Annotated in this window: 31 protein-coding genes; 15 read left to right on the top strand and 16 right to left on the bottom strand. The window is 71.7% G+C overall.

The window, feature by feature from the left end; all coding sequences use genetic code 11:
* Window positions 1-195 precede the first annotated feature (195 nt).
* Window positions 196-1,257, bottom strand: a complete 1,062-nt coding sequence (locus ACWCXC_RS00545; RefSeq protein ID WP_450885706.1) for a hypothetical protein — start codon at window positions 1,255-1,257, stop codon at window positions 196-198.
* Window positions 1,258-1,363: 106 nt separating this feature from the next.
* On the bottom strand, window positions 1,364-1,762 hold the full coding sequence (locus ACWCXC_RS00540; protein ID WP_450886373.1) for a hypothetical protein: 399 nt from the start codon (window positions 1,760-1,762) through the stop codon (window positions 1,364-1,366).
* A gap of 144 nt (window positions 1,763-1,906) precedes the next feature.
* Here ACWCXC_RS00540 and ACWCXC_RS00535 point away from each other — a divergent pair, with 144 nt between their 5' ends.
* Window positions 1,907-2,683: a helix-turn-helix domain-containing protein gene (locus tag ACWCXC_RS00535; protein WP_450885704.1), complete on the top strand. Its 777-nt coding sequence runs from the start codon at window positions 1,907-1,909 to the stop codon at window positions 2,681-2,683.
* Window positions 2,680-2,919 (top strand): DUF397 domain-containing protein, encoded by a 240-nt coding sequence (locus tag ACWCXC_RS00530; RefSeq protein WP_450885702.1) that lies wholly within the window; start codon window positions 2,680-2,682, stop codon window positions 2,917-2,919. Before ACWCXC_RS00535 ends, ACWCXC_RS00530 begins: the two co-directional genes overlap by 4 nt.
* 666 nt (window positions 2,920-3,585) lie before the next feature.
* Here the strand turns inward: ACWCXC_RS00530 and ACWCXC_RS00525 are convergent.
* Entirely contained in the window at window positions 3,586-3,993 is a 408-nt protein-coding gene (locus ACWCXC_RS00525) for a hypothetical protein (RefSeq protein WP_450885700.1), read from the bottom strand.
* A gap of 37 nt (window positions 3,994-4,030) precedes the next feature.
* Complete coding sequence (locus tag ACWCXC_RS00520; protein WP_450885698.1) at window positions 4,031-4,453, bottom strand: hypothetical protein; 423 nt, start codon at window positions 4,451-4,453, stop codon at window positions 4,031-4,033.
* A 135-nt stretch (window positions 4,454-4,588) separates the two neighbouring features.
* On the opposite strand from ACWCXC_RS00520, the gene ACWCXC_RS00515 reads away from it, so the two are divergent.
* Entirely contained in the window at window positions 4,589-4,996 is a 408-nt protein-coding gene (locus ACWCXC_RS00515) for a hypothetical protein (protein WP_450885696.1), read from the top strand.
* A 97-nt stretch (window positions 4,997-5,093) separates the two neighbouring features.
* Here ACWCXC_RS00515 and ACWCXC_RS00510 read toward each other — a convergent pair whose 3' ends face one another.
* The 4 genes from ACWCXC_RS00510 to ACWCXC_RS00495 all read right to left on the bottom strand — a co-directional run bounded on the left by ACWCXC_RS00510 (window position 5,094) and on the right by ACWCXC_RS00495 (window position 7,676).
* Entirely contained in the window at window positions 5,094-5,726 is a 633-nt protein-coding gene (locus ACWCXC_RS00510) for a DUF2461 family protein (protein ID WP_450885694.1), read from the bottom strand.
* An 85-nt stretch (window positions 5,727-5,811) separates the two neighbouring features.
* A complete protein-coding gene (locus ACWCXC_RS00505) occupies window positions 5,812-6,165 on the bottom strand; it encodes a hypothetical protein (RefSeq protein WP_450885692.1) in 354 nt (117 codons plus the stop codon).
* 407 nt (window positions 6,166-6,572) lie between these two features.
* Window positions 6,573-6,950 carry a nuclear transport factor 2 family protein gene (locus ACWCXC_RS00500; RefSeq protein ID WP_450680827.1) on the bottom strand — a complete coding sequence of 126 codons (378 nt, stop codon included), beginning with the start codon at window positions 6,948-6,950 and terminating at the stop codon, window positions 6,573-6,575.
* 84 nt (window positions 6,951-7,034) lie between these two features.
* Window positions 7,035-7,676 carry a hypothetical protein gene (locus tag ACWCXC_RS00495; protein WP_450885690.1) on the bottom strand — a complete coding sequence of 214 codons (642 nt, stop codon included), beginning with the start codon at window positions 7,674-7,676 and terminating at the stop codon, window positions 7,035-7,037.
* 168 nt (window positions 7,677-7,844) lie between these two features.
* Here ACWCXC_RS00495 and ACWCXC_RS00490 point away from each other — a divergent pair, with 168 nt between their 5' ends.
* Complete coding sequence (locus ACWCXC_RS00490) at window positions 7,845-8,780, top strand: GNAT family N-acetyltransferase (protein WP_450885688.1); 936 nt, start codon at window positions 7,845-7,847, stop codon at window positions 8,778-8,780.
* 33 nt (window positions 8,781-8,813) lie between these two features.
* Here the strand turns inward: ACWCXC_RS00490 and ACWCXC_RS00485 are convergent, their stop codons facing one another.
* Window positions 8,814-9,809, bottom strand: coding sequence for an endonuclease/exonuclease/phosphatase family protein (locus ACWCXC_RS00485; RefSeq protein WP_450680824.1), 996 nt, complete (start codon window positions 9,807-9,809; stop codon window positions 8,814-8,816).
* 369 nt (window positions 9,810-10,178) lie between these two features.
* Here ACWCXC_RS00485 and ACWCXC_RS00480 point away from each other — a divergent pair, with 369 nt between their 5' ends.
* The gene (locus tag ACWCXC_RS00480) at window positions 10,179-12,248 is read left to right on the top strand and encodes a protein kinase domain-containing protein (RefSeq protein ID WP_450885686.1); all 2,070 of its coding nucleotides are present in this window, start codon (window positions 10,179-10,181) and stop codon (window positions 12,246-12,248) included.
* Window positions 12,249-12,525: 277 nt separating this feature from the next.
* Window positions 12,526-14,112, top strand: a complete 1,587-nt coding sequence (locus ACWCXC_RS00475) for a collagen-binding domain-containing protein (protein WP_450885684.1) — start codon at window positions 12,526-12,528, stop codon at window positions 14,110-14,112.
* 43 nt (window positions 14,113-14,155) lie between these two features.
* On the opposite strand, the gene ACWCXC_RS00470 is transcribed toward ACWCXC_RS00475, so the two are convergent.
* A complete protein-coding gene (locus tag ACWCXC_RS00470; protein ID WP_450680821.1) occupies window positions 14,156-14,653 on the bottom strand; it encodes a hypothetical protein in 498 nt (165 codons plus the stop codon).
* A gap of 95 nt (window positions 14,654-14,748) precedes the next feature.
* Between ACWCXC_RS00470 and pip the strand changes: the two genes are divergently transcribed.
* Both pip and ACWCXC_RS00460 read left to right on the top strand, forming a co-directional pair.
* Window positions 14,749-15,735: a prolyl aminopeptidase gene (gene pip, locus ACWCXC_RS00465; protein ID WP_450680820.1), complete on the top strand. Its 987-nt coding sequence runs from the start codon at window positions 14,749-14,751 to the stop codon at window positions 15,733-15,735.
* Window positions 15,736-15,785: 50 nt separating this feature from the next.
* Window positions 15,786-15,992 carry a Tn3 family transposase gene (locus ACWCXC_RS00460; protein ID WP_450680819.1) on the top strand — a complete coding sequence of 69 codons (207 nt, stop codon included), beginning with the start codon at window positions 15,786-15,788 and terminating at the stop codon, window positions 15,990-15,992.
* On the opposite strand, the gene ACWCXC_RS00455 is transcribed toward ACWCXC_RS00460, so the two are convergent.
* Window positions 15,965-16,267, bottom strand: a complete 303-nt coding sequence (locus tag ACWCXC_RS00455; RefSeq protein WP_450680818.1) for a winged helix-turn-helix transcriptional regulator — start codon at window positions 16,265-16,267, stop codon at window positions 15,965-15,967. The two genes, ACWCXC_RS00460 and ACWCXC_RS00455, sit on opposite strands and share 28 nt — an antisense overlap.
* Window positions 16,268-16,412: 145 nt before the next feature.
* On the opposite strand from ACWCXC_RS00455, the gene ACWCXC_RS00450 reads away from it, so the two are divergent.
* The 5 genes from ACWCXC_RS00450 (at window position 16,413) to ACWCXC_RS00430 (ending at window position 20,583) form a co-directional block, all read left to right on the top strand.
* Window positions 16,413-16,997: a carboxymuconolactone decarboxylase family protein gene (locus tag ACWCXC_RS00450; RefSeq protein ID WP_450885680.1), complete on the top strand. Its 585-nt coding sequence runs from the start codon at window positions 16,413-16,415 to the stop codon at window positions 16,995-16,997.
* Window positions 16,998-17,096: 99 nt separating this feature from the next.
* The gene (locus tag ACWCXC_RS00445) at window positions 17,097-17,408 is read left to right on the top strand and encodes an EthD family reductase (RefSeq protein ID WP_450680816.1); all 312 of its coding nucleotides are present in this window, start codon (window positions 17,097-17,099) and stop codon (window positions 17,406-17,408) included.
* 113 nt (window positions 17,409-17,521) lie between these two features.
* Window positions 17,522-18,394 (top strand): PhzF family phenazine biosynthesis protein, encoded by an 873-nt coding sequence (locus ACWCXC_RS00440; protein ID WP_450885678.1) that lies wholly within the window; start codon window positions 17,522-17,524, stop codon window positions 18,392-18,394.
* A gap of 116 nt (window positions 18,395-18,510) precedes the next feature.
* On the top strand, window positions 18,511-18,675 hold the full coding sequence (locus ACWCXC_RS00435) for a zinc finger domain-containing protein (protein ID WP_450680814.1): 165 nt from the start codon (window positions 18,511-18,513) through the stop codon (window positions 18,673-18,675).
* A 168-nt stretch (window positions 18,676-18,843) separates the two neighbouring features.
* A complete protein-coding gene (locus ACWCXC_RS00430; protein WP_450680813.1) occupies window positions 18,844-20,583 on the top strand; it encodes a serine/threonine-protein kinase in 1,740 nt (579 codons plus the stop codon).
* Between the two features lie 48 nt (window positions 20,584-20,631).
* On the opposite strand, the gene ACWCXC_RS00425 is transcribed toward ACWCXC_RS00430, so the two are convergent.
* From ACWCXC_RS00425 to ACWCXC_RS00410, 4 genes are all read right to left on the bottom strand, one after another.
* Window positions 20,632-21,627, bottom strand: coding sequence for an aldo/keto reductase (locus tag ACWCXC_RS00425; protein ID WP_450885676.1), 996 nt, complete (start codon window positions 21,625-21,627; stop codon window positions 20,632-20,634).
* A 219-nt stretch (window positions 21,628-21,846) separates the two neighbouring features.
* Window positions 21,847-22,410 (bottom strand): RNA 2',3'-cyclic phosphodiesterase, encoded by a 564-nt coding sequence (gene thpR, locus ACWCXC_RS00420; protein WP_450680811.1) that lies wholly within the window; start codon window positions 22,408-22,410, stop codon window positions 21,847-21,849.
* Window positions 22,411-22,522: 112 nt separating this feature from the next.
* Complete coding sequence (locus ACWCXC_RS00415) at window positions 22,523-23,857, bottom strand: MFS transporter (protein WP_450680810.1); 1,335 nt, start codon at window positions 23,855-23,857, stop codon at window positions 22,523-22,525.
* Between the two features lie 95 nt (window positions 23,858-23,952).
* The gene (locus tag ACWCXC_RS00410; RefSeq protein WP_450680809.1) at window positions 23,953-24,390 is read right to left on the bottom strand and encodes a MarR family winged helix-turn-helix transcriptional regulator; all 438 of its coding nucleotides are present in this window, start codon (window positions 24,388-24,390) and stop codon (window positions 23,953-23,955) included.
* A 145-nt stretch (window positions 24,391-24,535) separates the two neighbouring features.
* On the opposite strand from ACWCXC_RS00410, the gene ACWCXC_RS00405 reads away from it, so the two are divergent.
* The gene (locus ACWCXC_RS00405) at window positions 24,536-24,742 is read left to right on the top strand and encodes a ribbon-helix-helix protein, CopG family (RefSeq protein WP_383642518.1); all 207 of its coding nucleotides are present in this window, start codon (window positions 24,536-24,538) and stop codon (window positions 24,740-24,742) included.
* 16 nt (window positions 24,743-24,758) lie between these two features.
* On the opposite strand, the gene ACWCXC_RS00400 is transcribed toward ACWCXC_RS00405, so the two are convergent.
* The gene (locus ACWCXC_RS00400; RefSeq protein ID WP_450680808.1) at window positions 24,759-26,213 is read right to left on the bottom strand and encodes an NCS2 family permease; all 1,455 of its coding nucleotides are present in this window, start codon (window positions 26,211-26,213) and stop codon (window positions 24,759-24,761) included.
* A gap of 187 nt (window positions 26,214-26,400) precedes the next feature.
* Between ACWCXC_RS00400 and ACWCXC_RS00395 the strand changes: the two genes are divergently transcribed.
* Window positions 26,401-26,691 (top strand): DUF2530 domain-containing protein, encoded by a 291-nt coding sequence (locus ACWCXC_RS00395; protein ID WP_450680807.1) that lies wholly within the window; start codon window positions 26,401-26,403, stop codon window positions 26,689-26,691.
* The last annotated feature ends 106 nt before the right edge of the window (window positions 26,692-26,797 follow it).

Raw genomic sequence — 26,797 nt, 5'->3', positions numbered from 1 at the left:
CTCCCCGCGCCTGCCCGAACTGGACCGATACGGTGCGGGCGCCGCGCTCACCCACCACATCGGCAGCAACCGCAAGACCGCCAAGAGAAGCGCTCCGCAGCATTCGAACGGCCTTATGTTGCACAGCATTTCGGCAACATTGACACCCTTCCTGCGGTCGCCGCCACCGGGCCAACACCCGCCACCGCGTCACGGTCACTGCCGCTCGGCGGCGTCCCGCTCCTGGATCGCCGCGAACCGCTCCCGCCAGGGCACCGGCTCCGGCTCCTCGTAGCCGTCCTCGGGGCCCAGCCACGGCCACTTGACCGAGTGCGCCTCCAGGGCCGCCTGCTGCGCGCAGGGGCGGCATACGGTCTCGTCGCCCCGGGGCCGGAAGACGTGCACGGGTCCGTCCCCCTCGCACTGCACGGGCGGCCTCGGCGGGGGCACCGGCACGAAGGCCGGGAAGACGGGTGCGGGCGGCTCGGGCATCTTCTGGACGAGCCGGTGGCGTACGAAGCCCACGGCCGACCGTACGCCGCCCTCCGGCAGCGCACTCACCAGCGCGACCCGCAAATCCGCGGCCTTCACCCCGCGCCGGAGCCAGTCGGCCGCCGTCTCGGCCAGCCCGCACGCCTCGCGGACGCCGAGGTGGAGTTGGGGACTGGCATGGCGCAGGGAGAGCAACACGCGCTCGGCTTGCGCGACTTGCGGGTCGCCGTTCCGCGTACCGGGCTCGGCCGCGATCCCAGCGGCTTCAGCAGGAGCTTCGGCACGGGCTGCCACGGGCGCTTCCGCAGATGCTCCGGCAGGTGCTTCCGCAGGAGCTTCGGAGGGTGGGTGGGGACAGTTCTCCTCACGTTCTTCATCCTCCGGTGGAGAGCCACCGGCCGCCCGAGCCCCCGGCTCACCGACCGCCGGATGCCGCGCACCCGGTCGGACCGGCACCTCCGCGTCCCGGACCCGCCGCGCCTCGAAGTCGGTCAGCGGAACGTTGGAGAACAGCTGGTCGGTGACCCACAGCCCGCCGTCGCCCTGCCGCCGCCACTCGTGGACGAAGCCGTTGGCCTTCAACTGCGACTTGGCCTTCTGGTACGCCCGCCCGGTGATGCCGAGGGACTTCGCGTGATCGCTCAGAGCCTTGCCCGTACGCCGCTCGGGCAGCCCCTGCACGTAGGTGATCAAGATCTTCGCGTCACTGGAGAGGCGCGGATGGCGCACGATGTCGTGCGCGGCCTTCACATAGCCGTAGGACGGCGAGATAGCATGCCAAAGCATCCCGGTGGACTCCAGAATCCATCGTGGGGTGAAGGCCCTCGGACCGGTGTTCCCGCACCACCGAGGGCCGCCCCGTGCGCGGAGCGCACGGAGCGTAACGACGTGATCACCGTACAGCAGGAATCTCGTCCGCAACCACCTTCATCAGCAGCTCGAACAGCAGTTCCGTATCCACGAACGGATCCTCGGCCGTCGGCACCGACCGCCAGTCCAACGGATACGTCAGCCCGTTCAACGCGGGCACCCCCACGAACTCCGCCCCCTTCCGCGTCAGCGCATCCGCCCCCGCCGGCCACCGATGCGCCCCCGCCGTCCCCGGCGGCACCAGGAAGTACATGCTCCGCATCCCGATCCGCGACCGCACGATCGGCCCCGCCTGGAAGTCCGTGAACTGCATGATCTCGTACGCCACTTGCTCCCCCAGCAACCCGCTGATCCGCACGGCGTCGAAGTGAATCCCCGCGTGCCGCAGGGCATGCCCGCTCGCGGGAATCCAGGAAGGCACCAGGTCCGGTGAATTTTTCTGTTCCATGCGCTAAGCGTCGGCACGCACACCTACTGTGACCAGGGACACAAGGCATCTGTGCACTGTTGTGTACGTGGAGGTGGGGCTGTGCACTCCAGTAGTACCGGGAGCGGGAACGCGGAGATGTTCGGAGCGCTGCTCCGCCACTACCGCGAGATGGCAGGGCTCTCGCAGGAGGGCTTAGGAGCGAGGATCGGCTTCTCCAAGTCGCAGGTGGCGATGGTGGAGCGGGGGCAACGCCCACCGAAGGGGAAGTTCGTACCGAAGGCGGATGCGGTGGTGGGCGCTGGCGGTGCGCTGATCGCAGCGGCAACAAAGTTCAGCTTCAGCCGCGTGGCGTCATGGTTCGAACCATTCGCCGACGAGGAAGCCAAGGCCGTAGCCCGGTACGAGTACGAAAGCCACGTCGTACCCGGCCTGCTACAGACCGAGGCCCACGCGCGCGCAGTGTTCAGCCAAGCCTGCCCTCCCCTCGACGACGACGAGATCGAGAGACTGGTCGCTGGCCGCATGGCGCGGCAAGATCTGCTCACCCGCAAGCCGCTGCCAGACATCAGCTTCATCCTCGAAGCCAGCGCGCTCACCCGCCCCATCGGCGGACGGAACGTACACCGAGCGCAGCTCCGGCACATCCTTGAGGCCAGCCACTTGCGGCACGTCCACATTCAGGTCATGTCACCTCGGAGAGAGACGCACTCCGGCCTGAGTGGATCCTTCGTCCTGCTGGAAACCGACGACCGGCGTCGCCTGGCGTATCTGGAGGTCCAGAGCCGGAACTTCCTTGTGGGCGAACAGCCGCACCTGGGAGACTTGTTCGCCACCTATGGGATGCTGCGGACTCAGGCTCTTGGCGTAGAAGAGTCGCGCGAACTGGTCGAGAAGATGGCAGAAGGACTATGAGCACTGACGTCAAGTGGATCAAGAGCAGCTACAGCGGCCAGAACGGCGGCGACTGCGTCGAGGTCGCCCTCTCCTGGTCCAAGTCCAGCTACAGCGGGCCGGACGGCGGCAACTGCGTCGAGGTCGCCACCTGCCCCCACACCATCCACGTCCGCGACTCCAAGGACCTCACCGTCCCCGCCCTGACCCTCTCCCCCACCGCCTGGTCCGCGTTCATCCGGCACACGGCGGCCTGAGGCGCCACCCGCCCGGCAACGCCAGCGAACCGGGTGCCTACCCGTTCGCGTACCCGTGTCCGGATCGCTCCCTACTGCCAGGAGTCGAATCCCGAGGTCGAGGCGGTCGCGGTCGGTACGGACGATGTCGGCCATCTGCGGGAGCTGATCGGTGCCCTGCGTGCTGCGCGGCGAGTGCCCCAGCGCTATCGCTCAGCGATCCCCGCTGCCCTCGGAGCCGTGGGCCGGGCACGAGTCAAATCGCCGCTTTAGTATCGCCGTTGTGTCGTTCAGGGCCCCGGTCACCTCGTACACGTAGCACGCGTCCTCCGGGCTGTAGCGGACGGCGATACGGATGGCGGAGGGCGCGCGCTCGACGCTCCAGTGCCCGCCGGCCGCGTCAGCGATCTCGGAGTGGGTGAGGGTGCCGTCCCGTACGGCGTTGCGGAGTCTGCACTCCGTGAGGCCGACCTTTTGGCAAGCCGCTCTTCGGGAGGGATGTCCGGCCTGTCGAGGAAGGCGGCGAGGGCGGCGGCGATGAGGGCGAGGACCGCGCACCCGGTCAGGGAGGACCGGGTGCGCGTGGTTGTCTGCCGGGTCACCGGTTCAGTGTTCCGCTCTCCGCGTGGCGGTCACGGCGAAACGGCGGTACTCGGACGGGCGACGGCTCGGCCGACGGCCGAAGCGTTACGCCTCGCCCTGGTCCCACCGGCTGCACGACAGCTTCGTCGAGCCTTCGTACACGCACGCGCGGATCTGAATGAACGTGCCCTCCGCGTAGTTGTGGACGACGGTCGTCTTGTCGCCCCAGCCGCCTGCGGCTTCCATCTTCCAGTCGTAGCCCTCGCCGGGCTGCGCCGCCCCGGCGTCCACCTGGAGCACGGCGCGATGGCCGTCCGAGCAGATGTCCTCGATGGTGAACGTGTCGCCCTCGTTCCAGAAGCGGCCCTCGGCCGCCGTGTGGTCCGCGGTGTGGCAATCCGACGACGTCGCCACGACGAAACCGGCGTCCTGACCGGCCATCGCCACGCCGGCGCCCGTTGCGAGCGCCGCGACGCAAGCCGTGGAAACTATGGCTGACCTGCGGAAATTCATGGACAACTCCCCGTTGTTGACAGTGTTCTCACCCAACTCAGGCCGCGATCATGTACGAGTCAAGGAGGCGCGTCAACCGACTTCGGGCCCGGTTGATCCGGGAACATCCGATTCGGGCACCGGGGCGGGGACGCGCGGACGTGAAGGTGTCGTGTGCGGCTTCCGGTTCGGGTGCGGCGGTCGATGGAGAGCGATGGGGGCCGACGCGGGCCGGTGGGGGGGGGCTGAGTGCCGGCGCGGCGGGCCCGCAGGGACTGCGGTCGGCCACGGCGAGCAGGGGCCACGCCTCCGGGGGCCCGGCGAAGCCGGCGTAGAGGAGCGGCCCGAACAGGATCGCCGGGAGGAGGCCGAGCGACAGCGCGCTCACCGCGATCGCGATGAGGGCGAGCCAGCCGAAGGCCGTCAGCCGCAGCAGCACGGCGAGGCCCACGACCCCGACCTCTATCAGTCCCCACGACACCCCGGCACTCCTCCGGTGGAACGACGCCCGGGAGCCGAGTATCCCGAGGGGCGACGCCGTCCAGAAGCCCCCGCAGGACAGCGGGCTTCACGCACGGGACCCACCCCGGCGCGGGCTTCGCGCCATACTCCTCCTGTGCAGTGGTTCGAACAGGCCGAGGAGGCCGAGCGGCTACGGGATTGGGACACGGCCCTCACGCTGGTCAGTGCCCGCGCCGAGTGCTTCTCCGACGATCACTCCCTGCACGGCAACCACCTCTGGCACATGGACCTCCTCGTCGCCGCAGGCCGCTTCCAGGAACTCGCGGAGCTGGCCCTCACCGATGCCCATGCCCGCCGGCGGCTCAACAGGGGCCTACGCGACCGGCGGTTGGAGCCTGCGCTCCGCGGGCGCGCGGAGCAGGGCGACCCCGACGCCCTGTACGTCTTCCTCCGGCTGCTGTGCGAGACGGACCGCGTCCCGGAAGCCCACCGGACGGTCCGGGACATCGCCCCGGACAACGCGTACGCGCGGGGGATCGTGGAGAGCTACGGGGCGGAGTGACGCCGCCCCGCCAACGTCCGCGTCCGTGTCCGCGACCACGTCCGCAGGAGGCGCGGCCGCGTCCACGGGAGGGTGTACGTCCACGGGAGGGTGCGCGTCATGCCGTGCGCGTGACGTGGTGGGCGAGCCACGTGAGCAGGGGGTCCAGATCGGCGGCGGCCGACAGCACCCGGTCCACCGCTTCCGGGGTGTACAGCCACTCCCCGTCCCCGAGGAGCCGGGCCGCGATCAGCGACCGGTGACGCAGCAGCTCCGCGCGGGCGTGATCCGCCGGACAGCCGCGCGGCGGCCGTTGCATCAGGTCGCCCGAGACGTCGTACCCCTTGTCCCGCACGGCCACGACCAGGGCGGCCAGCTCCCGCCCGCTGCCCTCGGCGGCGACGGCCCTGCGGTACGCCTCCACCTGGCCCGGGTCGGGATACCACCACGCCCCCTGAACCCGCAGACCCTCCAACGAGAACCGGAGCCCGATCTCCACCTTCCGGCCGATCCGGATCACCGCCCCCTGGTTCTGCCACCACCAGGAGTCGGTCCGGTAGTGCCAGACGGAGAAGTCCTCGTACCGGGCATCGGCGTCCGCGACGTCATTGAGCAGATCGATCATCGGCCGCCGCACCAGCCGCTCACGATCCCCCCGGCACCGCTCCCTGGTCTCCCGGGACGGCTCCCCCTGAAGCTGCGCCAACACGTCCATGGCCTGCTCCGGCCAGCCGCCGAACTGTCCATCCATGCGCGGAGGATAGCCCCGGCGGCTGCCCCGGACTCGGCCCGGCCCGGCCTGGGCTTAGCCCCGTCTCGGCTCGGCTCGGCTCGGCTCAGGAGAAGACCACGGACCGCACAAGGAGCTCGTCGCCGCCGCCCGCGCCCGGAGGCAGGGAGACGTAGTCGTCTCCGGCGCAGTCCGCGTCACGGAAAACGGTGGCCGTCGACCTGGTCAAGTTCCTCGGCGCCCAACTGAACGACCCCTGCTCGGACGCGGGGCCCTCAAGGCTGAGGCACACGCCGCTGGGAGGGTTGTTCAGGAAGCCGACCGCCTCGTACCCCTCGGCAGTGGCGTAGCTGTACCGGAACTGTCCGGTGGCCGCCGAGGCCGAACCAGGCACAGCCAGCAGCAGGGCGAAGGCGCCACAGGCGGCACCGAGGGTGGTGGCGAGGGAGCGAAGGGACACGGGGGGCCTCACTTTCTTGCACTTACGGGGATCATGACTATGCGTAATCACTGTAAGCGGAGAGTGACTGAGGATCATCGGATCCGCGCCTGGTTCACCACATCGAGTGCGGCGCCGACCGTGCCGTCCGCCAGAGAAGGGCGATAGTCGCACGCGTGACACGGCCGGCCGCGCGAGTTCCGCCGCCGGGGCGGAGGACGCCGCCCTTGACGCCGCACAGTCCCTGGGGCGCAGCCGTGCGCTACGGGGCCGCCCAAGTGGATGACGAGGACGCGCGCCTGACAGGCACGCTGGTGGGCGGCAGCAGGACGCGAGGCTTCATCGAGATCGACGTGGAGGGAAGCGGCGTGCTCGTGATCCGCCGTGGCGGCCGATCCGGTCGAGGGTCCCTGCGGCCCGTCGGCGGCTCAGGCGGCCGAGGGCTCGATCTCCCCCGCGAAGACGATGACCTGGTCGATGAGGCTCCGTCGCAGATGGACGACGTCCGTTCCCGCCAGGCGGGGGCCTCCGTCGGGTGTGGTGAAGACCCATTGGTACCGGGCCCACTCGCCCGGCATGTCCACCGCCGAGCAGCGCACCATCGTGCCGGTGCCCGCCGGGTGGCTCCGGATGTCCCGTACGAACTGCTCGACCGCAGCGATTCCCTCGCTGCGCCCCAACGGCCCCCAGAAGACCACGTCCGAGGTCAGGGCCTGGGAGAGCAGGGCTGTCACATAGGTGTCGTCGGAGGCGTTGAACGCGGAGATGAAGGTGTCGATCGCGGAGCGTGCCGTCTCTTCCTGCATGCACCCAGTCATACCAGCCGATTCGCGTGCGCTCGTCCCGTACGCCGCCTCCGCGTTCGTCTCCTCGCACGGACACCGCCGCCCTCAGCCCACGCTCGCGCCCAGGTAGTCGAGGGCGGCACGGGCGAATCCCGCCGTGGTGTGCGGGCACTGCCAGCGGGCGAGGAGGTCGGGGGTGGTGAGATGGGCGGGTTCGGGCTGCTCGCCGGGTTCGCCGAGGGGGAGTCCGGGGAGCAGGTCTTCGGGGACCAGGTCGTCGAGGGCCCGCCCGAGAGGGGAGCCGAGGGCCTCCAGGCAGGTGGGCAGGTGCTCCAGCACGTCGTCCACGTCGGCCTCGTACGGATGCCAGGCATGGGCGCACGGCGGGTCGTCGCCCTTGCGTGCGACCCTGCTCAGTGCGGTGACGGCCGCGTCCTCGGCCTCGGGGGCGGGGTCGCCGAAGGCGACGTAGGGGGCGAGCATCAGGAGACCCAGCGTCCAGAACAGCGCGGAATCGCCAGCCGGTTCCGCCGCCCCTGTCGGTCCCGTTGTTCTGGTCGATTCCGCTGTCCCCGCCCGTCCCGCTGTCCTTGCCGGTTCCGCCGTTGCCGGGGCCGTCGCCTCCAGCCGGCGGGCGCAGTCGCGTACGGCCTCGTCCTTGTCCCCGGCGTAGTAGCCGTTCCGGATCTCATCCCAATCGGCGGTGAGCTGCTGCCAGTCGTCCGGCACGGGTATGACCGTCGGCATGGTTTCGCGTGTCCCTTCACGAGGTCCCGGGGCTGCGGTCATTGGATCACACGGACTCGTCCCGCTGTTCTGTTTACAGAACGTTCTGTTTGCGGAACGATGGCGCGCAGACCCGGTACCGAATGCCCGGCACCGGGCCCTCACCGACAGACAGGTTGACCCGCGTACATGCCGATACGTATCGCACGCCCCGACGAACTGCCCGCGCTCGTCGCACCCCTGGGCCGGACCGAGCGCAACGCCGGAACGGCCGCCTACCTCGCCGATCTCCTGGAGAAGAAGTGCACGCGGCCGGAGTGGTGCCTGGTCGCGGAGGACGAGGGCGGCCGGCTCACCGCGGCCACCGCGCTGTGGACCATGCCGGGGAACGACGTACCGATGGCCCTGGTGCTCCTGGAGGCGCCGTGGGACGAACCAGGGCTGGTCACCGGCCGGGCGCTGCTGGCCGAGGCGGTCGCGCTGGGCGGATCGCTGGGGGCCACGGAGCTGGGGCACGTCATCGACTCGCCCGCGCAGGCGCCGCAGTTCCAGACGGACCCGGAACGGCGCGCCGAGCTGCTGCGGCTGGCGGGCTTCGACCTGGCCCGTGACGGGCGCCGCTTCCGCCGCGAGGCGGGGGGAGAACTGGCCTCGCACGACGAGCGGTTGACCTGGCGGTCCCTGCCCGACGTGGGCCGGGAACCCTTCCTGGCCCTCCTCACCGAGGCCCTGCCCACCAGCGCCGACGCCCACCTCTCCGCCCTGGTCGCCCGGCAGGGCGCCCGGAGTGCGGCCGAGAGCCTCTTCGCGGACATGGAGGGGTTCGCATACGAACCGCACTGGTGGGAGGTCGGCTACGCCCCGGACGGCACACCGGCCGCCCTCAGCCTCCCCGCCCGGAACCCCGGGAGCGCGGTGATCGGCCTCGTGGCCGTGGCGCCCGCCTGCCGGGGCAACGGGTATGCGACGGCGGTGGTGGCCCGTGGCACGCGGCTGCTCGTCGAAGCGGGCGCCGAGGAGATCCGGGGCGACTGCGACGCCGCCAACACCGCCATGGTCAAGGCGTTCGAGCGTGCGGGCTACGAGAACTTCGCCGACCGCCAGGAGTACGCCCGCCGGCTGTGAGCGGGGCGCACCGCACCCCCGTGGCACCCGCCCTCACCCCAGCGCCACCCGCGCCAGCACCGGCAGGTGGTCGCTGCCCGTCGCCGGGAGCGTCCGGATCCGCTCGACCGTCGCCGAACGGGCGAGGACCTGGTCGATACGGGCCAGCGGGAAGGAGGCCGGGAAGCTGAAGGCGACGCCGCGTTCCGGAGTGTGGAGCTGGGAGGTGAGGGGGGAGAGGCCCCGGTCGTCCACGGTGCTGTTGAGGTCACCGAGGACGACGACCTTCGCGACGGTCTCGGCGGCTATCGCCCGCCCGAGCAGATGCGCGCTCTCGTCCCGGCGTGCCGAGCCGAGACCGCCCACGCCGAAGCGGAGGGACGGCAGGTGGGCCACGTAGGCCGCGACCTCGCCCTGGGCGGTGTGGACGACCGTGCGCAGGCCCCGGCTCCAGCCCTCTTCGATGTCCTTGGGCTTGATGTCGACGGCACGGGTCCCCGACAGCGGAAGCTTCGACCAGATCCCCACGGTCCCGCGCACCGCGTGGAACCGGTACTGCGGTGCGAGCGCCTTCTCGTACGCGGGAAGCGCGTCCGGAACGAGTTCCTCCAGGGCGATGACGTCGGGCCCGGCCGCCGCCAGCGCGCGGGCGGTCCCCGCCGGGTCGCCGTTCACATCGCTCACATTGTGCTGCACCACCACGAGGTCGCGGTCACTGGGCGCGGACGCCGGCAGGAACAGCCCGCCGAACGCGTACGCCCAGGCCGCCACCGGCAGCAGCAGGGCCAGCAGCGCGGTCACCGAACGCCGCCACAGCGCCAGGACCAGCAGCGGAACGACGGCCAGACCGACCCACGGCAGGAACGCCTCCAGCAGACTGCCCAGACGGCCCGGTGTGTTCGGCAGTACCCGGGGAAACGCCAGCAGCAGCGCCGTCAGAGCGGCCAGCCCGGCGAGAACCCTTCCCCGCCGCCACCGCCCGGGACGCGCCCAGGTCCGCCGGGTGACGCCCCCGTCCCCGCCGTCCTGCCCGTCCTCGTCGTCCCGCACGTCCGCACCGGCCTCCGACCCGGAGGCCCTGTCCGTAGCCGCAGCCGTATCCGCAGCCATAGCCGTATCCGCGTCTGTGTCCGTTCCCGCGTCTGTGTCCGTTTCCGCCGCGTCGTCCGTCCGCTCCCGCATGATCCCGCCTTGCCGTTCCGCCCCTGTGACCTCGCCTTTCAGGACGGTCGGGCGCGGCGGGCAGTTCCCGGGGGCGCCTGTGTCGGTGGGTGGGGGCACTATGGGTGCGGTACGGGTGCGGTACGTACGAGTGCGGTTCGTACACAGGCGCTGTCCACGTCAACACCCGTACGTCATGCACACTTTGGGGCAACCGACCCCCACGGCGGACGGCCCGCCTCGGCTACCCTGTCGCCCATGCTCGGGGGACCTGAAGACCACGCACATCTGGACGGCAGCGGGGCCCGGCCCCTGGAGTCGCGGGATCCACGACGCATCGGCCCGTTCCGGCTGCTCGGCGTCCTCGGCTCGGGAGGCATGGGGCGGGTCTATCTCGGCGTCGTACCACCGGAGGCGCCCGACGGGACGGAGCCGGACCGTGCCGGCGGCGCCGGGCGGGCGGCCGGGCACTACGCGGCGGTCAAGCAGGTGCTGCCCGCGCTGGCGGAGGACACCGCGTTCCTCGGGCACTTCGGGCACGAGCTGGACAACCTCGGGCGGCTGCCGGGGCGGACGAACGCGCGGCTGCTGGCGAGCGACCGGGAGGCACAACCGCCGTGGTTCGCCACCGACTTCATCCCCGGGATCACCCTGAGCGAGGCCCTGCGGCTGCACGACGGGCCGCTGCCCTCCGACGCGCTGTGGCGGCTGCTGCGCGACGCGGCGGACGGGCTGCGCACGGTGCACGCGGCGGGGATCGTGCACCGCGACCTCAAGCCGTCCAATGTGATGCTGACGCTCGACGGGCTCACGCTGATCGACTTCGGGGTGGCCCGCGCCGCCGACCAGAGCCGGCTCACCAAGACCGGCATGGTCGTCGGGACGCCCGCCTACATGGCCCCCGAGCAGGCGATCGCCAATCAGAAGCTGTCGGCCGCCGCCGATGTGTTCGCGCTCGCCAGTCTGGTGCTGTACGCGGCCAACGGGCGGCCGCCGTTCGGGGACGGCTCCGGCCTGGACCTGCTCTACCGCATCGTCCACGAGGAACCGGACCTCGGCCGGCTGCCCCGCACCGATCCGGAGCTGGCCGAGCTGATCGGCGCCTGCCTGGCCAAGGACCCGGCCGAACGGCCCGGCACCGACACCCTCTTCGCCCGCGCCGACGCCCGTGTCCCGGACGCGGTCTCCAATCCCTGGCCCCCGGTCATCACCGACCGCATCACCGCCCGCGAAGCCTTCGCCAACCGGACCCCGCCGCCCGAACCGGAACCGGAAGGGGAAGGAGAAGGGGCGGAGCGGGTGCCTCCCACCGCCGGTCCCTCGGAGGGCGGAAAGGCCGGTCCGGAGGGCGCGGCGAAGCCCGAGGACGGGGCGAAGCCGGGGGACGGGGCCGGTCCCGGACGGGGGTCCGCGCCGGCTCCCGCGTCCGCACCCGAGCCCGCCCGGCCCTCCCGGCGGCGGCGGGTCCTTCTCGTCGCCGTGCCCGTCGTGATCGTCGCCGGGACCACCCTGACCCTCAAGCTCGCCCCCTTCGAGGTTCCCGACGCGGAGGCCCGGCCCGGCGCCTCCGGGTCGCACACGCCCGGCGCCCCCACCGCGCCGGCCTCGGGCGGAGCCTCCGCCACGGCCTCCGGGACGCCGTCGCCCACCGTCTCGCCCTCCGGCAAGACGCCGAACGCGTCCGCGAGCGCGCGCGACGGCGACACGGGCGACGCCGCGGGCGACGCGGGCGGCACGGGCGGCACCACCGGCTCCGGGGGGTCCGCCGCAACAACCGGAGGCGGAACCGGGTCCTCCACCGGGTCCGGCGGCTCCGGCTCCTCCGGTGGCTCCGGCTCCTCCGGTGGCTCCGGGACCACCGACTCCGGATCCGGCGGCGGGGGCGTCGGCAAGGCCCCCGCCCTGCCCGCGCCCACCGCCGCGCACGCCGTGAAGAACCTCGCCAAGAACACCTGCCTCGCCTCGGCCGTCAACGCCTTCGGAGGGGGCAAGGCCCAGCCGACCACGGAGAAGTGCGCCGGTTCCCGCAACGGCTACCGCATGGACTACACCTGGACCTACAAGGCCGGCCCCGGCAACACCTTCACCCTCGTCAACGGCGGCACCGGCAGATGCCTGGAACCGCAGACGTACATGGGCTACGCCCTCAACCCCTGCGACGGCTCCGCCCGCCAGTCGTGGAAGATCACCGTCTCCACGTCCCGGGGCCACAACCTCGTGAACACGGGCGCGGGCACCTGCCTCTCCGTGGTCGGCTACGCCGCCGCCCCGGCCGCCGCCGCCTGCGACGCCCAGGCGACATCGCAACTGTGGACGGACGGCGTCTGACCCGGCGGCCACGTGCTTGACGGGGCATCACCGTATAAATCCGGCCCCCACAGCCCCACCCGGCACGGTCCCGCTCCACCCGCACCCCGCACAGTCCCGCTCCACCCGCACCCCGCACAGTCCCGCTCCACCCGCACCCCGCACAGTCCCGCTCCGCCCGCCCCTGCGCCGCCCGGCCCCCTCCGCGCGCCCAATGGATGGAGCACGGGAGCCGTGCGAGTGAGGCTGCGGCGCCGCCGCACCGGCCGGGCCGACCATCACATTTACGTTCCCGGGCATGAAGCACACCAGTCTCGTCTGCACCGCCGCCGCCTCCGCGGCCGCCTGTGTCCTGTGCCTGGCCTCCGCCCTCCCCTCGGCCGCCGACTACTCGGGGAACCCGCTGGCCGGCTCCAACGGCTTCGGCATCATCGTCCAGGACGACGCCACGCTGGGCAGCGCCGAGACCGAGGGCTCGGTCGCCGTCGGCGGGAACCTCACGTACGGCCCCGGGTACAACATCGCGCTGCACACCCCCGGCAGCTTCACCGCCCCCGGCGACGCCAGTCCGACCGCGCTGCTCGTGGGCGGCAGGATCGATCACGCGGGGAGTTCGCCGCAGGGTGTGCTCAAGGTCCTCAACGACGGCTACGTCAAGGTGGGTGACCCGACCGGCTCGTCCGTCCTGGACACCGACGCCAACGGGGCGTCCGTCGCCACCCAGATCGTCGCCGCGAACGCGGCGTACAACTCGACCCCGCGCGTGGAGGAGACCGGCCGCCAGCCGGCCGCCTCGGTCACGGACACCACCGGACTTCCGGACCTGGACGCCCTGTTCGCGCAGTTCCGGGACCGTTCGGACGCCATCGGCACCTGCGGCACCAATGTCGTCCTGCTCGACGCCGAGGGCAACCCGCTCCCCGACCAGACCGGCTTCCCGGCCGGCACCAGCGCCCACGTCGCCCTCACCGAGGGCCGGACCAATGTCCTGCACCTGACCGGCGAGCAGCTGGACAACCTCTCCGAGCTGGTCTTCGACACCCCGCCGTCGGAGTCCGCCCCCTTCGTCGTCGACGTCGACACGACCGGGAGCGGCGGTACGTACGTGTGGAACGTGCCGAACACCGCCGGCACGTCCGGCGAGCAGGCGCCGTACATGCTGTGGAACTTCTCCGACGCCACCGACATCACGATGGCCTCCGGCGACTCCCTCGAAGGCACCTTCTACGCACCCCGGGCGCACCTCACGGACATCGACGCCTCCAACATCGAAGGCACCGTCGTGGCACGGCAGTTGACGGAGGGGCCGCTGACCGAGGGGGGTGCGTCGGCCGTGGACGCGGGCGAGATCCACGAGTTCCCGTTCGAGGCCGCCATCTCCTGCGGTGAGGGCCCGTCGCCCTCTCCGTCGCCGTCGCCCTCGTCCTCGACGGGCGAGCCGAACCCGAGCCCCAGTCCGAGCGAACCGACGCCGTCACCCAGCGAACCGACACCGACGCCGACGCCGTCACCGAGCGAACCCACCCCGACCGCGAGCGCGCCCGAGCCGACCCCCAGCGCGCACACCGCGCTGCCGACGCCGTCACCGAGCGAGCCGACGCCGACGCCGTCACCCGGCGAACCCACCCCGACCGCGAGCGCGCCCGAGCCGACCCCCAGCGCGCACACGGCGCTCCCGTCGCACTCGTCCCCGCAGTGGCCGGGCGGGGGCGGCGGTGGCCACCGGCCGCCGGGCGGGGACGGCGGCGGCCCTCACCACCGCCCGCCTGGCGGCGGACTCGCCGACACCGGTACGACCACGACGCTGTACGCCGCCGCAGGGGCCCTGCTCCTCGTCGCCGCCGGGGTCTTCCTGTCCGGACGCCGCCGTCGGCCGCGCCACTGAAGCCGCCCCGTAGCGACCGGCCCCGGGGTCACCCACCCCGGGGTCACCGCCCCGGAAACCGCTCCCCGCACGCGCTGCAGAACACCGGCGCCGACTCCATCGCCATCCGGCCGCACTCGGGGCAGACCCGGTCCAGCGCGCACGGCGCCTCGCCCCCCTCGTACGCCACGGGCGCGGGCGCGCGGGTGATCGCGAGGCCGGGGCGGCGGCGGTGCACGGTGAGATAGGCCAGGCCCCCGGGTCCGGCGGTGAGCGAACGGCGCGAGGTGCGCGGCAGCCACGTCACCGTGCCGGGAGCCAGTGCGAGGGGCTCGCCGCCGTCGCCGGGGGTGAGCCGGCCGCCGCCCTCCAGGACCACGAGGAGCACGTCGAGCACGTTCTCCTGGTGCTCACCGACCTCGCCGCCCGGCGGCAGCCGTACCAGGTTGGCGTCCAACTCCCGTCCCTGCCGGTCCAGTTGCCAGAGCGCTCCACGGGCGTCGGCATCAGCGGCGGAGAGCAGGTCACCGAGTACGGCCAGGACCTCAGGAGTGGCGTTCACGGCGTCCAGGCTACGCCCGCGTGCGAGGCCCCGGGCGGGTGCTCGCGCCGGGAATTCCGGTGGACCGTCCCGGAGGTCGCTTGTAGCCTCCGCTGATGACCTCCGCGCCGCGCATCCCCGACGACCGGTACCCGCCGATCGAGCCGTACGACCACGGGATGCTGGACGTCGGGGACGGAAACCTCGTGTACTGGGAGGTCTGCGGCAACCCCGAGGGGAAGCCGGCCCTCGTGGTGCACGGCGGCCCCGGTTCCGGATGCACTCCGGGCGCACGCCGGTTCTTCGACCCCGCGCGCTACCGCGTGATCCTCTTCGACCAGCGCAACTGCGGCCGCTCCACCCCGCACGCGAGCGACCCCGCCACCGATCTGCGCGCCAACACCACGGACCACCTGATCGCCGACATGGAGCGGCTCCGCACCCACCTGGGCGTGGACCGCTGGCTGCTGTACGGGGGTTCATGGGGCTCCACGCTGATCCTCGCGTACGCCGAGCGCCACCCGGAGCGGGTCGAGGCGATCGTGATCCCGGCCGTCACCACGACCCGGCGCTCCGAGATCGACTGGCTGTACCGGGGCGCGGGGCGCTTCTTCCCGGAGGCCCTGGACCGGTTCCGGGCCGGGGTCCCGGAAGCGGCGAGCGAGGCGACCCCCGACGTGCTCGCCGCGTACGCCGCGCGCACCGAGAGCCCCGATCCGGAGGTACGGGCCCGCGCCACCGCCGACTGGTGCGCCTGGGAGGACACCGTCCTCTCCATGGAGGCGCACAGCGGCCCGCCGCCGTACAGCGGCCGGCCCGGCCCGGCGCAACACGCGCTCGTCCGGATCTGCGCCCGCTACTTCTCCCACGGTGCCTGGCTGGAGGAGGGGCAGTTGATCCGGGACGCCGGGCGGCTGGCGGGCATCCCGGGGGTGCTGATCCACGGCCGGCTCGACCTGGGCGGCCCCCTCTCCACCGCCTGGGAACTGGCCGGGGCGTGGCCGGACGCCGAGTTGACGGTGATCGAGGACGCGGGCCATCTGGGCGGAGCGGCGACGAGCCGCGCGATCCTGGCGGCGCTGGACCGGTTCGCGGGGGCCTGAGCCGAACCACGTCCGAGGACCGGCGGGTACGGGACGCGCTCGCGCACGCGATGCGGCACCGGGCCGCCCGGCACATCCCCGGCGTCTCCGGCCACGAACTGGCGTACGTGGCGAACCGGCACTTCTCGATCGTGCTGCTGAACGAGGCGATCGCCGACCTGGTCAACGCGCACGCCCGCCTGGACATCTCCCAGGCGTCAAGACCACCGAGTACGTGCACATCGTCAGATCACCGCTCCACCTGGTCGGGCTCCTGATCGTTGTGCTCTTGCTCCTGCGCCCAGGTGATCGCCCATGCGTCGAGCGGACGGAGGGCATCACGGAGTGCTGTCCCCAGCCGAGTCAGCTCGTAGCCATCGGCCGAGGGGGCGACGATCCCGCTCGACGCGAGTTCACGGAGCCGCTGGTAGAGGACGCTGGACGACAGCCCTTCGCACCGTGCCAGCAGCGCGCGGGCGCCGAGCGGGCCCGCACGCAGTTCCCAGAGGATGCGCAGCGCCCACCGACGGCCGAACAGGTCCATCGCGGCCATGAGGGGACGGCCGGTCGTCGATCCACGAACCGGTGTTCCTGGGCGCGGTGTCGGCATGCCCCTCCTCGTCCTTGCGTTTCGTTATTCGAAACACTAGCATCCACTCGGCGTTTCTGATTTCGAAACGAACTCGATGGGAGAGCCGATGTCGCGGATAGCCCTGCTGGACCCGCCGTACACCGACCAGGCCGGTGCACTGCTCGCGCGCATGATGCCCGGGGACGCCCCGCCGATCGGGCTGTTCCGGATGTTCGCCAGAAACATCCCCATGGCCGACGCCATGCACGGGTGGGGCCGCTACGAGTTGGGCAGACAGCTGACCCTGACCATGCGGGAACGCGAGATCGTCATCGACCGGACGTGCGCGCTGTGCGGCTGCGAGTACGAGTGGGGCGTGCACATGATGACGTTCGCCGAGCGGGTCGGACTCACCCGCGAGCAGGCGGCATCCCTGGTGCACGGCGCCCCCGCCGACGAGTGCTGGACGTCCGAGAGGGAACGGCTGCTCATCCTCGCTGCCGATGCGCTGCACGAGCGTTCCGACATCGATGACGCGCTGTGGACACGGCTGGTGTCGGTCTTCGATGAGCTCCAGCTGCTCGATCTGCTTCTGCTGTGCGGCTGGTACCACGCCGTCAGCTTCGCCGCGCGCGCCACGCGCGTGCCGCACGAGCCCGGCGCACCTCGCTTCGCCGACTTCCTCCCCCTCACGACCGGGACCAACCGATGAGCACTGCCCGGGAGCGCCCCGAGGCGCGACAGGTCGTCATGCCTAAGTGGTTGGTCCTGTGTTCCAAGCCCGCCGACCCCGATCCGGACGGAGGCCGTCATGCATAAGACGGTGGTCCTCTATCCCAAGCCCGCCGACCCCGACCACTTCCGCGACTACTACGTGAACAACCACCTTCCGTTGGTCATGGACTGGCCCGGCCTGCTTGCGTGGCGCTACAGCTTCGACGTGGCGGCGACCAGCGGAGAAGCGCCGTACTTCGCGGTCTTCGAGGCCGACTTCGCTGACGCCGCCGCCCTGGCCGCGGCGCGGTCGTCGCCACAAGGCCGACGGCTGGCCGCCGATGTCGCCAACTACGCCACCGGCGGTGTGGTCGTCATCGACTATCCGGTGCAGGACGGCACCGGCTGAGGCAGGCCGGGACGCTCCTGGACGCGTTCGGAGCGTGCCGTTGCGGCCGGGTCCCGGCCATCTCCGCAACGCCGTTCGCGGTTGCCGGTGCGTTGAGGATCAAAGGGGGGCCGATGTCCTGGCCGGATCTGACGGTGGTTGATGCGTGCGTGCGGCGCGACGGCCGGGGCGGCAGCCCCACGGCCGTCACCGACGACGACCCGGCGGCGACGGACGCTGACCGGCGTGCGGTCGCCGCTGCGGCCGGCACCTCGCACGCGGCGTTCCTCGGCCCGGGGCGGTCGACGGACGGTGGCCGGCCTGTCCGGTTCTTCACCGCCACCGCCGAACTGTCCGGCTGCGGCCACGGCACCGTTGCCGCGCAGGCCGTCCGGTTGACCCGCACCGCGCTGGGCGAGCTGAACGACCGCCAACACACCGGCGGGCGCACCTTCGACACCGTCGCGATCCGCCGCCCCGCCGGCATCGAGGTGTGGTTCGACCAGGGCCTCGTCGCGCTGCGTCACCCGGCACCGGACGAGCGCGCCGCGATCGTCGCCGCGCTCGGGCTCACCGCGGACGATCCGCATCCGACCGACGCGCCACGGATCGCCGCGCCCGGCACACCACGCATGCTTGTACCGGTCCGCGACCGGTCGGCGCTACTGCGGGTCCGCCCACACCTCGGCAGGCTGACAGCGGTGTGCCAGCGGTACGGGCTCCTCGGCTGTTTCGTGTACGTACCGCCGGTGGGCGACCGGCCGGGTGCGGCGCGGATGTTCGCGCCGGCGATCGGTGTCGACGAGGACGTCGCCAACGCCAACAGCACCGGCTGCCTGGCCGCCCACCTGCTCGACACGACAGGGGCGCGGACGATCGCGATCGAGGTGGAGCAGGGCGACACCCTCGGTCGACCGGCCAGCGTGCTCGCTTCGGCCCGACGCGGGCCGGCGGGCATCACGACCCGGGTCGGCGGGTTGGCGGTAGTCCGCGGCTCTCACACATGAGTAGTCCTGAGAGATCACGGACTCCCGCCGGACCGTGTCCGGTTTACCCCTCTCCGTTCTCCTCACCTCTCGCAGAACAGCTTTCGCACAAAGCCCCTCGCGACAGGTTCTGCGACTTGCCAGAGCTCACCGAACCGGCCGCCGTCGTCGAACAGTTCGACTGCCCCACCTGTGAGGTGCCCGCCGGAAGCACCTGCCGCACCCGCGGCGGCAAGGGCCACTGGTCGACCAAGCCGATCACCGCGGGCACCTGCTCCGGCTGGGTGGGCAACCTGACCTGACCGCCCGCGCTGCCCCCTCCCCCGTCCCTGCCCCCCGGGTCCGGCTCCGGCTCCGGCTCTGGCCGAGATCACATCGGAACACGGCGCACCCTGGGCCAGGGGTGAGCTGTCGGGTCATCATGGACCGGGCGGGTCAGACGAGTTGAGCGGGGGCGGCCGATGCGCGGGGTGTTACTCGATGAGCGGTACCGGCTGAAGGAGCCGGTGGGCTCCGGCGGAATGGGCCGGGTCTGGCTCGCCGAGGACGAGCGCATCGGCCGCACGGTCGCGGTCAAGGTCCTCGGCCAGCCCGACGAGGCCACCGCCGTCAGCCGCTTCACACGCGAAGCCCGGGTGGTCGGCGGCCTGTCCAGCCCGCACATCGTGACCCTGCACGACTTCGGCGAGGCGCGGGTGGCCGACGAACGGGTGCTGTACCTCGTCATGGAACACCTGCGGGGGCGGGACCTCGGGGCCGTCCTGGAGAAACGGAAGCCGGACCCCGTACCGGTCTCCGACGTGCTCGACTGGGCGGTCGCCATCTGCGCCGGTCTGCAGACCGCGCACCGGGCGGACGTCGTCCACCGCGACATCAAACCGGCCAATGTCCTGCTCACCTCCGAGGGCACCATCAAGATCCTGGACTTCGGGATCGCGCGGATGCTGTCCACGGCCGGCCCCCTGACCCGCACCGATCTGACGGCGACGGGGTTCGTGATCGGCACCCCGCTGTACATGTCGCCCGAACAGATCCTGACGCCCGACACCATCGACAGCCGCAGCGACCTCTACTCCCTCGGCTGCCTCCTCCACACCCTGCTCACGGGCGAACCGCCCTTCACCGGCACGGGCACGGCCGTTCTGGCCCAGCACCTCAGGAACACCCCCCGGCCGCCGAGCGAACGGCGCGCGGAGCTGTCCGCGTACGACGGACTCGACGCGCTCGTCCTGCGGCTGCTCGCCAAGGAACCGGACGAGCGCCCGGCGGACGCGGCGGAGGTGTCCGCCCTGCTGAAGGCCGCCCGCGCGGCCGGGACCGCGGGGACCGCCGGAGCGGCCGAAGCCGTAGCGGCACCGGCACCGGTCCCACCGGACCCCGTACCGGAACCGGAACCGACCCGCACGCCCTCCCCCGAGCCGGACAGCACCCCCACCACCCTGGGATCCGTCGCTCATACGGCCGCCCTGCCACCGGTCCCGCAGTTCCCGGCGGACGCGCAGCCCCCCAGGTACTCGCCCCCGATGCCGCCCTCCCAGGAACGGCTCCGGATCGGCGGACGGTCGCCCCGGATCGGCTCGGTGTCCACGCGCACGGTGGCCGCGACCTGGCTGGCCGGCGGCGGAACCGCGCTCGTCACGGGCGTCCTCCTGCTGTTGTGCGTGACCACCCGGGCCGGGAACGTGCTCATCCTCGGCGGCTTCGCCGGGCTGGCCGGCATGGCCGCCGCACACGGGTTCACCAACGTCTTCAACCCGCACGAGCGCAAGCTCTTCGACCGCATCCTGTCCGCGCTGCTGCTCGCCGTCCCGCTGGGGGCCGGCGGGGCCGCCATCGACAACGCGGTGACGGACAAGATCTCCGGACGCTATGTCGTGTTCGCGGGCGGCGCCTGCCTCGCCGCACTGACCGTGGGCGTGGTGATCGCGGACCAGCTCGCCGTCCGGCTGCGGCTCCCGTCCCGCGCGGCCCTGATCCTCTCCATGAGCGGATGGATCAACGGGCTCGTCACCTGGGGGATGCTCGCCTACGTCTCCGCCCTCGGACCCGTCTGGGCCGTGCCGGTCGGCTGCGCGGTCTGGCTGGGCACGGCGGCGGGACTGGGCTGGGTCCTGTCACCCTCGACGAACCCGGGCGGACCGCCTCCGGGCGGAACGAACCCCGGCGGGGCGAACCCCGGCGGCACGAACGCGGGCGGCCGGACGGCCTGAGCGCACGCGGCGCCCGGACCGCCCGGCCGGCTCCGGAACGGCACGCCCCTACCAGGCGAACGACTCCGGCGAGGGACCCGGCCCCGGGAAGATCTCGTCGAGGCCGGCCAGCACCTCGTCCGACAGCTCCAGCTCGACCGCGCGCAGCGCGGACTCCAACTGCGCCAGGGTGCGCGGGCCGGTGATCGGGCCCGTGACACCGGGACGCGTCAGCAGCCAGGCCAGGCCCACCTCGCCGGGCTCCAGACCGTGCTTGTCCAGCAGGTCCTCGTACGCCTGGATCCGCGCGCGGGCCGCCGGGTCGGCGAGCGTCTCCGCGGCCCGGCCGGAGGCCGAACGGGCGGAGCCGCCCGCGCTCTCCTTGCGGATCGCGCCGCCGAGGAGACCGCCGTGCAGCGGGGACCAGGGGATGACGCCGAGGCCGTATTCCTGCGCGGCCGGGATGACCTCCATCTCCGCGCGGCGCTCCGCGAGGTTGTAGAGGCACTGCTCGCTGACGAGCCCGTACGAACCGCGGCTCCGGGCGGTCTCGTTCATCTGGGCGATCTTCCAGCCGGGGAAGTTGGAGGAGCCGGCGTAGAGGATCTTGCCCTGCTGGACCAGGACGTCGATGGCCTGCCAGATCTCGTCCACCGGGGTGTCCCGGTCGATGTGGTGGAACTGGTAGACGTCGATGCGGTCCGTCCGCAGCCGCTTGAGGCTGGCGTCCACGGCACGGCGGATGTTCACCGCGGAGAGCTTGTGGTGGTTGGGCCATGCCTCGCCGTCGGAGCCCATGTTCCCGTACACCTTGGTGGCGAGGACGACCTTGTCCCGGCGGTCGCCGCCGCGGTCGAACCAACTGCCGATGATCTCCTCGGTGCGGCCCTTGTTCTCGCCCCAGCCGTAGACGTTGGCAGTGTCGAAGAAGTTGACGCCCGCGTCGAGCGCGGTGTCCATGATGGTGTGGCTGTCGGCCTCGTCGGTCTGCGGGCCGAAGTTCATCGTGCCGAGCACGAGACGGCTGACTTCGAGTCCGGTGCGTCCCAGATGTGTGTACTTCATGGTCACCCAGCCAACGCCTTCGAGTCCGCTCGAAGCAAGCGTTCTCCTGCCCGCCGCCCCGAATGGCCGGGACCGGGCCGGACCAGTGGCCGGGGCGGCGGGTGCGGGATCAGCCGAGGGCGGCCGCCACGGCGACGACGGCGAACATCAGCACGAGCACGGCCGCCATGATGCGGTTTCTGGTCTTCGGGTCCACCCGACGAGCCTAACCCGACCGGCTCACCCGCCCAGCGGCCAGGCCCGCACCACCTCGTACCTAGGCCGCTCCCCCGGCACCCCGCTCACCGGCAGGCTGCTGCGGACGAGACTCAGCTCACGCACCTCCCAGTGCCGCCCCTCGAAATCTTCCAGCGCGGAGGTAAAGGGGACGAGATCGGCCGGGACCCGGCTGCGGGCCAGCGTGAGGTGCGGGACGTAGCGGCGGTGCTCCTCCATGGGCACCCCGGACCGCCGGGCCGCCGCGTCCGCCCGCTCGGCCAGCAGCCGCAACGCGTCCAGCGCCCCGGCGGCGCCCGTCCACAGCGCCCGCCCGTCGAACCGCCCGGCCCCGTGCATCCGCAGCCCGAAGGGCTCCGTCCGGTGGGCGGCCCGCTCCGTCCGCCGGTACAGCTCCGGCAGGACCTCCTCGTCGACCTCCCCGAGGAACGCGAGCGTGTAGTGCCATCCGGCCGGTTCCGTCCACCGCAGCCCCTCGGCCCCCGGCAGACGCCGCAGGGGCGCCACCGCGCCCCGCAACTCCTCCACGGCGGGCTCCGGCGGCAGCACGGCGGCGAAGAGTCTCATACGGCGAGTCTGGCAGCCCGGGGCCCGTTCCGGGCTCCGGGCGCCGCCGCACGCACGACGGCCCCGCACCGGTCGGGCCGGTGCGGGGCCGTGTCGCGTACGGGCGGGGCGGTCAGGCCGCGGTCGCCAGCCGTTCGCGGGGGACGAAGCGGACGTGCGGGCGGCCCGGACGGAGGTCCACCTTCAGCCGCAGACCGCCGACGCGGGCGAGCATGAAGCCGACGCCGAGCGCGGCGAGCAGGGAGAACGCGCCGCCGACCGCCATGCCGGTACGGACGCCGTACGTGTCGCTAATCCAGCCGACGATGGGGGCGCCCACCGGCGTACCCCCGGCGAAGACCATCATGTACAGGCTCATCACCCGGCCGCGCATGGCCGGGTCGGCGGCCATCTGGACGCTGGTGTTGGCGCTGATGTTGGTCGTGAGGCCGATCATGCCGATCGGGACCAGCAGGATCGCGAAGAGCCAGACGGACGGCGACAGCGAGGCGATGATCTCCAGCAGGCCGAAGGCCGTACCGGCGGCGACCAGCATCCGCAGCCGCGAGGAGCGGCGGCGGGCGGCCAGGAGCGCGCCGGCGAGGGAGCCGGCCGCCATGAGGATGTTGAAGAACGAGTACATCCCGGCGCCGCCGTGGAAGATCTCGTCCGCGAAGGCCGTCAGCCAGATCGGGAAGTTGAAGCCGAACGTACCGACGAAGCCGACCAGGACGATCGGCCAGATCAGCTCGGGGCGGCCGGAGACGTACCGCAGCCCCTCGCGGAGCTGGCCCTTGGCCCGGGGCACGACGGTGGCCTTGTGCAGTTCGCTCGTCCGCATCATCAGCAGGCCGATCAGCGGGGCGGCGAACGACAGCCCGTTGAACATGAACGCCCAGCCGCTGCCGACCGTGGTGATCAGCACGCCCGCGACGGCGGGGCCGATGAGCCGGGCGGACTGGAAGTTCGCCGAGTTCAGGCTGACGGCGTTGCGCAGCTGCGCGGGGCCGACCATCTCGGAGACGAACGACTGGCGCGCCGGGTTGTCCACGACCGTGACCATGCCGAGCAGGAACGCGATCAGATAGACGTGCCACACCTGGACCACGCCGGAGAGCGTGAGGACCGCGAGCGCGATCCCGCAGAGCCCGAGGGCGGCCTGGCTGACGAGAAGGAGCTTGCGCTTCGGGAGGCGGTCGGCGATGACGCCGCCGTACAGGCCGAAGAGCAGCATCGGGAGGAACTGGAGGGCCGTGGTGATACCGACGGCGGCGGCGGACCCGGTCAGGCTCAGGACGAGCCAGTCCTGCGTGATGCGGGACATCCAGGTACCGGTGTTGGAGATCACGGCGCCCGTGGCGAACAGGCGGTAGTTGCGTATCTTCAGCGACGAGAAGGTCCCGCCGGTCCTGCTCTCGTGGGTGGAAGTCGGTGCGGGGGCGGAGTCTGCTCCGGATCCCGTACTCAAAAGGGTTCGCCTCCTCGGGCGTGGACACTGGGCTGACTGACGGGGACGCCTCGGCGGGGGCGGGCGCCGGACCCGGTCCGGCGCGGCCCGCCCCGCTACAGGTGGGCCAGCTTTTCGAGCACGGGCGCCGCGGTGCGCAGCGTCTCCCACTCGTCCTCGTCCAGACCTTCGGCCAGGGTGGTCAGCCAGGCGTTCCGCTTGTCGCGGCTCTCGGCGAGCATGGCCTCGGCCTGCTCGGTCTGGCTGACCATCTTCTGACGGCGGTCATCGGGGTGCGGTTCCAGTCTGACAAGTCCCTTGGCTTCCAGCAGCGCGACGATGCGGGTCATCGACGGCGGCTGCACGTGCTCCTTGCGGGCCAGCTCACCGGGGGTGGCGGAACCGCAGCGGGCGAGCGTGCCGAGCACCGACATCTCGGTGGGGCTCAGCGACTCGTCGACGCGCTGGTGCTTGAGGCGCCGGCCCAGCAGCATGACGGCGGAGCGAAGGGAGTTCACGGCGGCACTGTCGCCGTCGTGGATCAGGTCAGGCATGTTTGTTAGAGTAACTCATTACCTACCCTAAAGACCACTCGGTGGTATCCGCGCGCGTGCGGGTTTACCAATCGATCACCCAAACGAGTGAGTCGCTTCCGGAAAGTCACGCACTTCGGCCCCGCGGGACGTAACCCTGCTTGGCATGGGATCGACAGTGCTCAGCCTGCGGATAGACGGTGAGCTGCTCGACCGGCTCAAGCAGCACGCCGCGAAACGCGGAATGAGCGTCCAGGACTATGTGGTCCGGACGCTCATTCGCGACGACTTCGACGAACGCTTCCAGTCGGCCGTCGAGGAGACGGAGAAGTTCTACGGGGCGGAGGGGGCCAGGGCCGAAGAGGTCACCTGAGCCCCCGCCCCAGGGATCACGTGAGGCCGAGCGCCGGCATCGCGTAGTAGAAGACGAAGACCGCCGACACCGCGTACATGGCCACGGGCACCTCGCGACCGCGTCCGGCGGCCAGCCGCAGCACGCAGAAGGCGATGAAGCCGATGCCGATGCCGTTGGTGATCGAGTACGTGAACGGCATCATGACCATGGCCAGGAAGGCCGGGATCGCGAGCGTGTAGTCGCTCCAGTCGATGTCCCTCACCGAGCCCGCGATGATCAGGAAGCCGACCGCCAGCAGCGCCGGAGTGGCCGCCTGCGAGGGGACCATGGTCGCCAGCGGCGTGAGGAACAGCGCCGCCGTGAACAGCAGACCCGTGACGATGCTCGCGAAACCGGTCCGCGCGCCCTCACCGACACCCGCGGTGGACTCCACGAAGCAGGTCGAGGCGGACGAGGAGGTGCCACCGCCCGCGGCGACCGCGATGCCGTCGACGAACAGCACCTTGTTGATGCCGGGGAAGTTGCCGTTCTCGTCGGTCAGCTTGGCCTCGTCGCCGACGCCGAGGATGGTGCCCATGGCGTCGAAGAAGCAGGACAGCAGCACGGTGAAGACGAACAGGATGCCCGTCAGCACGCCGACCTTGTCGAAGCCGCCGAACAGGCTCGCGTGACCGATCAGCCCGAAGTCCGGGGTGTCGACCGGGTTGCCCGGCCACTTCGGCACGGTCAGGCCCCACGCCTCGCCCGGCAGGTCCGCGATCGCGTCGATGATCAGCGCGACGACGGTCATGGCGACGATGGAGATCAGGATCGCGCCCGGCACCTTGCGGACGATCAGCGCGAGGGTGAGCAGCGCGCCGAGGACGAAGACGAGCACCGGCCAGCCGTTGAGGTGGCCGTCGCTGCCGAGCTGGAGCGGCACGGTGGTGTGCGCGGCGTCCGGGATGCGGGAGACGAAGCCCGAGTCGACCAGGCCGATCAGCAGGATGAACATGCCGATGCCGATCGCGATGCCCTTGCGGAGCGAGGTCGGTACGGCGTTCATGACGCGTTCGCGCAGGCCGGTGGCGACCAGGAGCATCACGACGATGCCCGCGAGGACGACCATGCCCATGGCGTCGGGCCAGCTCATCCGGGGGGCGAGCTGGAGGGCGACCACGGTGTTGACGCCGAGGCCGGCGGCGAGCGCGATCGGGACGTTGCCGATGACGCCCATGAGCAGGGTGGAGAACGCGGCGGTCAGCACCGTGGCGGTGACCAGCTGGCCGCCGTCGAGCTGGTGGCCGTACATGTCCTTCGCGCTGCCGAGGATGATCGGGTTGAGCACGATGATGTAGGCCATCGCGAAGAACGTGGCGAAACCGCCGCGGATCTCGCGACCGATCGTCGACCCCCGCTCGGAGATCTTGAAGAAGCGGTCCAGGCCGCCTGCGGACGACGGCGGCGGGGGCGTCTTGGGGTCGACCGGAGCGGTGGCCGAGGGGGACATGGGTGACCTCAGTCGTACGTAGAAGGAGGTAAAAAGTGGTCAGCTTTGGACATTCACACGAATAAATCGAGCCAGCCGTAAGCAGATTCAGTATGAATACATAAGGCGAAGATCGCTATCTCCGCGCGTAGACCCTTGGGCCGACTGGCCCGACGGCCTTTATGTACCCGCCGCTTACACTGGCGGCATGGCGAAGTGGACTGCGAAGCACGAGGCGCCGGAGCCCCTGGAGGGCCCGGTCGTCGCGACGATCACCGGCGGCACGATCCTCTGGTTCGTCCTCTTCCTGGTCCAGATCCCGTTCTACGGCTGGTTCGACGACCACGGCCATCTGTGGTGGGTGTGGACCTGCCTGGCCGGGGCCGGCCTCGGCCTGATCGGCATCTGGTACGTACGGGGCCGCGACGCGGCGATCAAGCGGGCCGCCGCCGCCCGCGCCTCCGGTGACGGGGCGGACGCGCCCGGCGCCTCCGCCTGACAGACGACCGTCCGACTCTCGGGCCCGGCGGCCCCGCCCGGGACCGTGCGCGTACGACCAGGGGACCATTCCCCTCCTCCCCCGGTCTGATCTTCGGACCCCCTGA

The sequence above is a fragment of the Streptomyces sp. NPDC001515 genome (assembly GCF_053597115.1).
The sequence above is the reverse complement of the archived record's forward strand: the minus strand, read 5'-3'. Positions and strand labels throughout refer to the sequence as shown.

Coding starts and splice junctions, on each gene's coding strand:
- pip (WP_450680820.1), top strand. CDS start 14,749: ATGACCTCCGCGCCGCGCATCCCCGACGACCGGTACCCGCCGATCGAG.
- ACWCXC_RS00425 (WP_450885676.1), bottom strand. CDS start 21,627: ATGAAGTACACACATCTGGGACGCACCGGACTCGAAGTCAGCCGTCTC.
- ACWCXC_RS00535 (WP_450885704.1), top strand. CDS start 1,907: ATGTTCGGAGCGCTGCTCCGCCACTACCGCGAGATGGCAGGGCTCTCG.
- ACWCXC_RS00460 (WP_450680819.1), top strand. CDS start 15,786: ATGCGGCACCGGGCCGCCCGGCACATCCCCGGCGTCTCCGGCCACGAA.
- ACWCXC_RS00395 (WP_450680807.1), top strand. CDS start 26,401: ATGGCGAAGTGGACTGCGAAGCACGAGGCGCCGGAGCCCCTGGAGGGC.
- ACWCXC_RS00400 (WP_450680808.1), bottom strand. CDS start 26,213: ATGTCCCCCTCGGCCACCGCTCCGGTCGACCCCAAGACGCCCCCGCCG.
- ACWCXC_RS00510 (WP_450885694.1), bottom strand. CDS start 5,726: ATGGATGGACAGTTCGGCGGCTGGCCGGAGCAGGCCATGGACGTGTTG.
- ACWCXC_RS00530 (WP_450885702.1), top strand. CDS start 2,680: ATGAGCACTGACGTCAAGTGGATCAAGAGCAGCTACAGCGGCCAGAAC.
- ACWCXC_RS00450 (WP_450885680.1), top strand. CDS start 16,413: ATGTCGCGGATAGCCCTGCTGGACCCGCCGTACACCGACCAGGCCGGT.
- ACWCXC_RS00440 (WP_450885678.1), top strand. CDS start 17,522: ATGTCCTGGCCGGATCTGACGGTGGTTGATGCGTGCGTGCGGCGCGAC.
- ACWCXC_RS00445 (WP_450680816.1), top strand. CDS start 17,097: ATGCATAAGACGGTGGTCCTCTATCCCAAGCCCGCCGACCCCGACCAC.
- ACWCXC_RS00475 (WP_450885684.1), top strand. CDS start 12,526: ATGAAGCACACCAGTCTCGTCTGCACCGCCGCCGCCTCCGCGGCCGCC.
- ACWCXC_RS00405 (WP_383642518.1), top strand. CDS start 24,536: ATGGGATCGACAGTGCTCAGCCTGCGGATAGACGGTGAGCTGCTCGAC.
- ACWCXC_RS00490 (WP_450885688.1), top strand. CDS start 7,845: ATGCCGATACGTATCGCACGCCCCGACGAACTGCCCGCGCTCGTCGCA.
- ACWCXC_RS00455 (WP_450680818.1), bottom strand. CDS start 16,267: ATGGCCGCGATGGACCTGTTCGGCCGTCGGTGGGCGCTGCGCATCCTC.
- ACWCXC_RS00495 (WP_450885690.1), bottom strand. CDS start 7,676: ATGCCGACGGTCATACCCGTGCCGGACGACTGGCAGCAGCTCACCGCC.
- ACWCXC_RS00410 (WP_450680809.1), bottom strand. CDS start 24,390: ATGCCTGACCTGATCCACGACGGCGACAGTGCCGCCGTGAACTCCCTT.
- ACWCXC_RS00480 (WP_450885686.1), top strand. CDS start 10,179: ATGCTCGGGGGACCTGAAGACCACGCACATCTGGACGGCAGCGGGGCC.
- ACWCXC_RS00500 (WP_450680827.1), bottom strand. CDS start 6,950: ATGCAGGAAGAGACGGCACGCTCCGCGATCGACACCTTCATCTCCGCG.
- ACWCXC_RS00525 (WP_450885700.1), bottom strand. CDS start 3,993: ATGAATTTCCGCAGGTCAGCCATAGTTTCCACGGCTTGCGTCGCGGCG.
- ACWCXC_RS00545 (WP_450885706.1), bottom strand. CDS start 1,257: ATGCTTTGGCATGCTATCTCGCCGTCCTACGGCTATGTGAAGGCCGCG.
- thpR (WP_450680811.1), bottom strand. CDS start 22,410: ATGAGACTCTTCGCCGCCGTGCTGCCGCCGGAGCCCGCCGTGGAGGAG.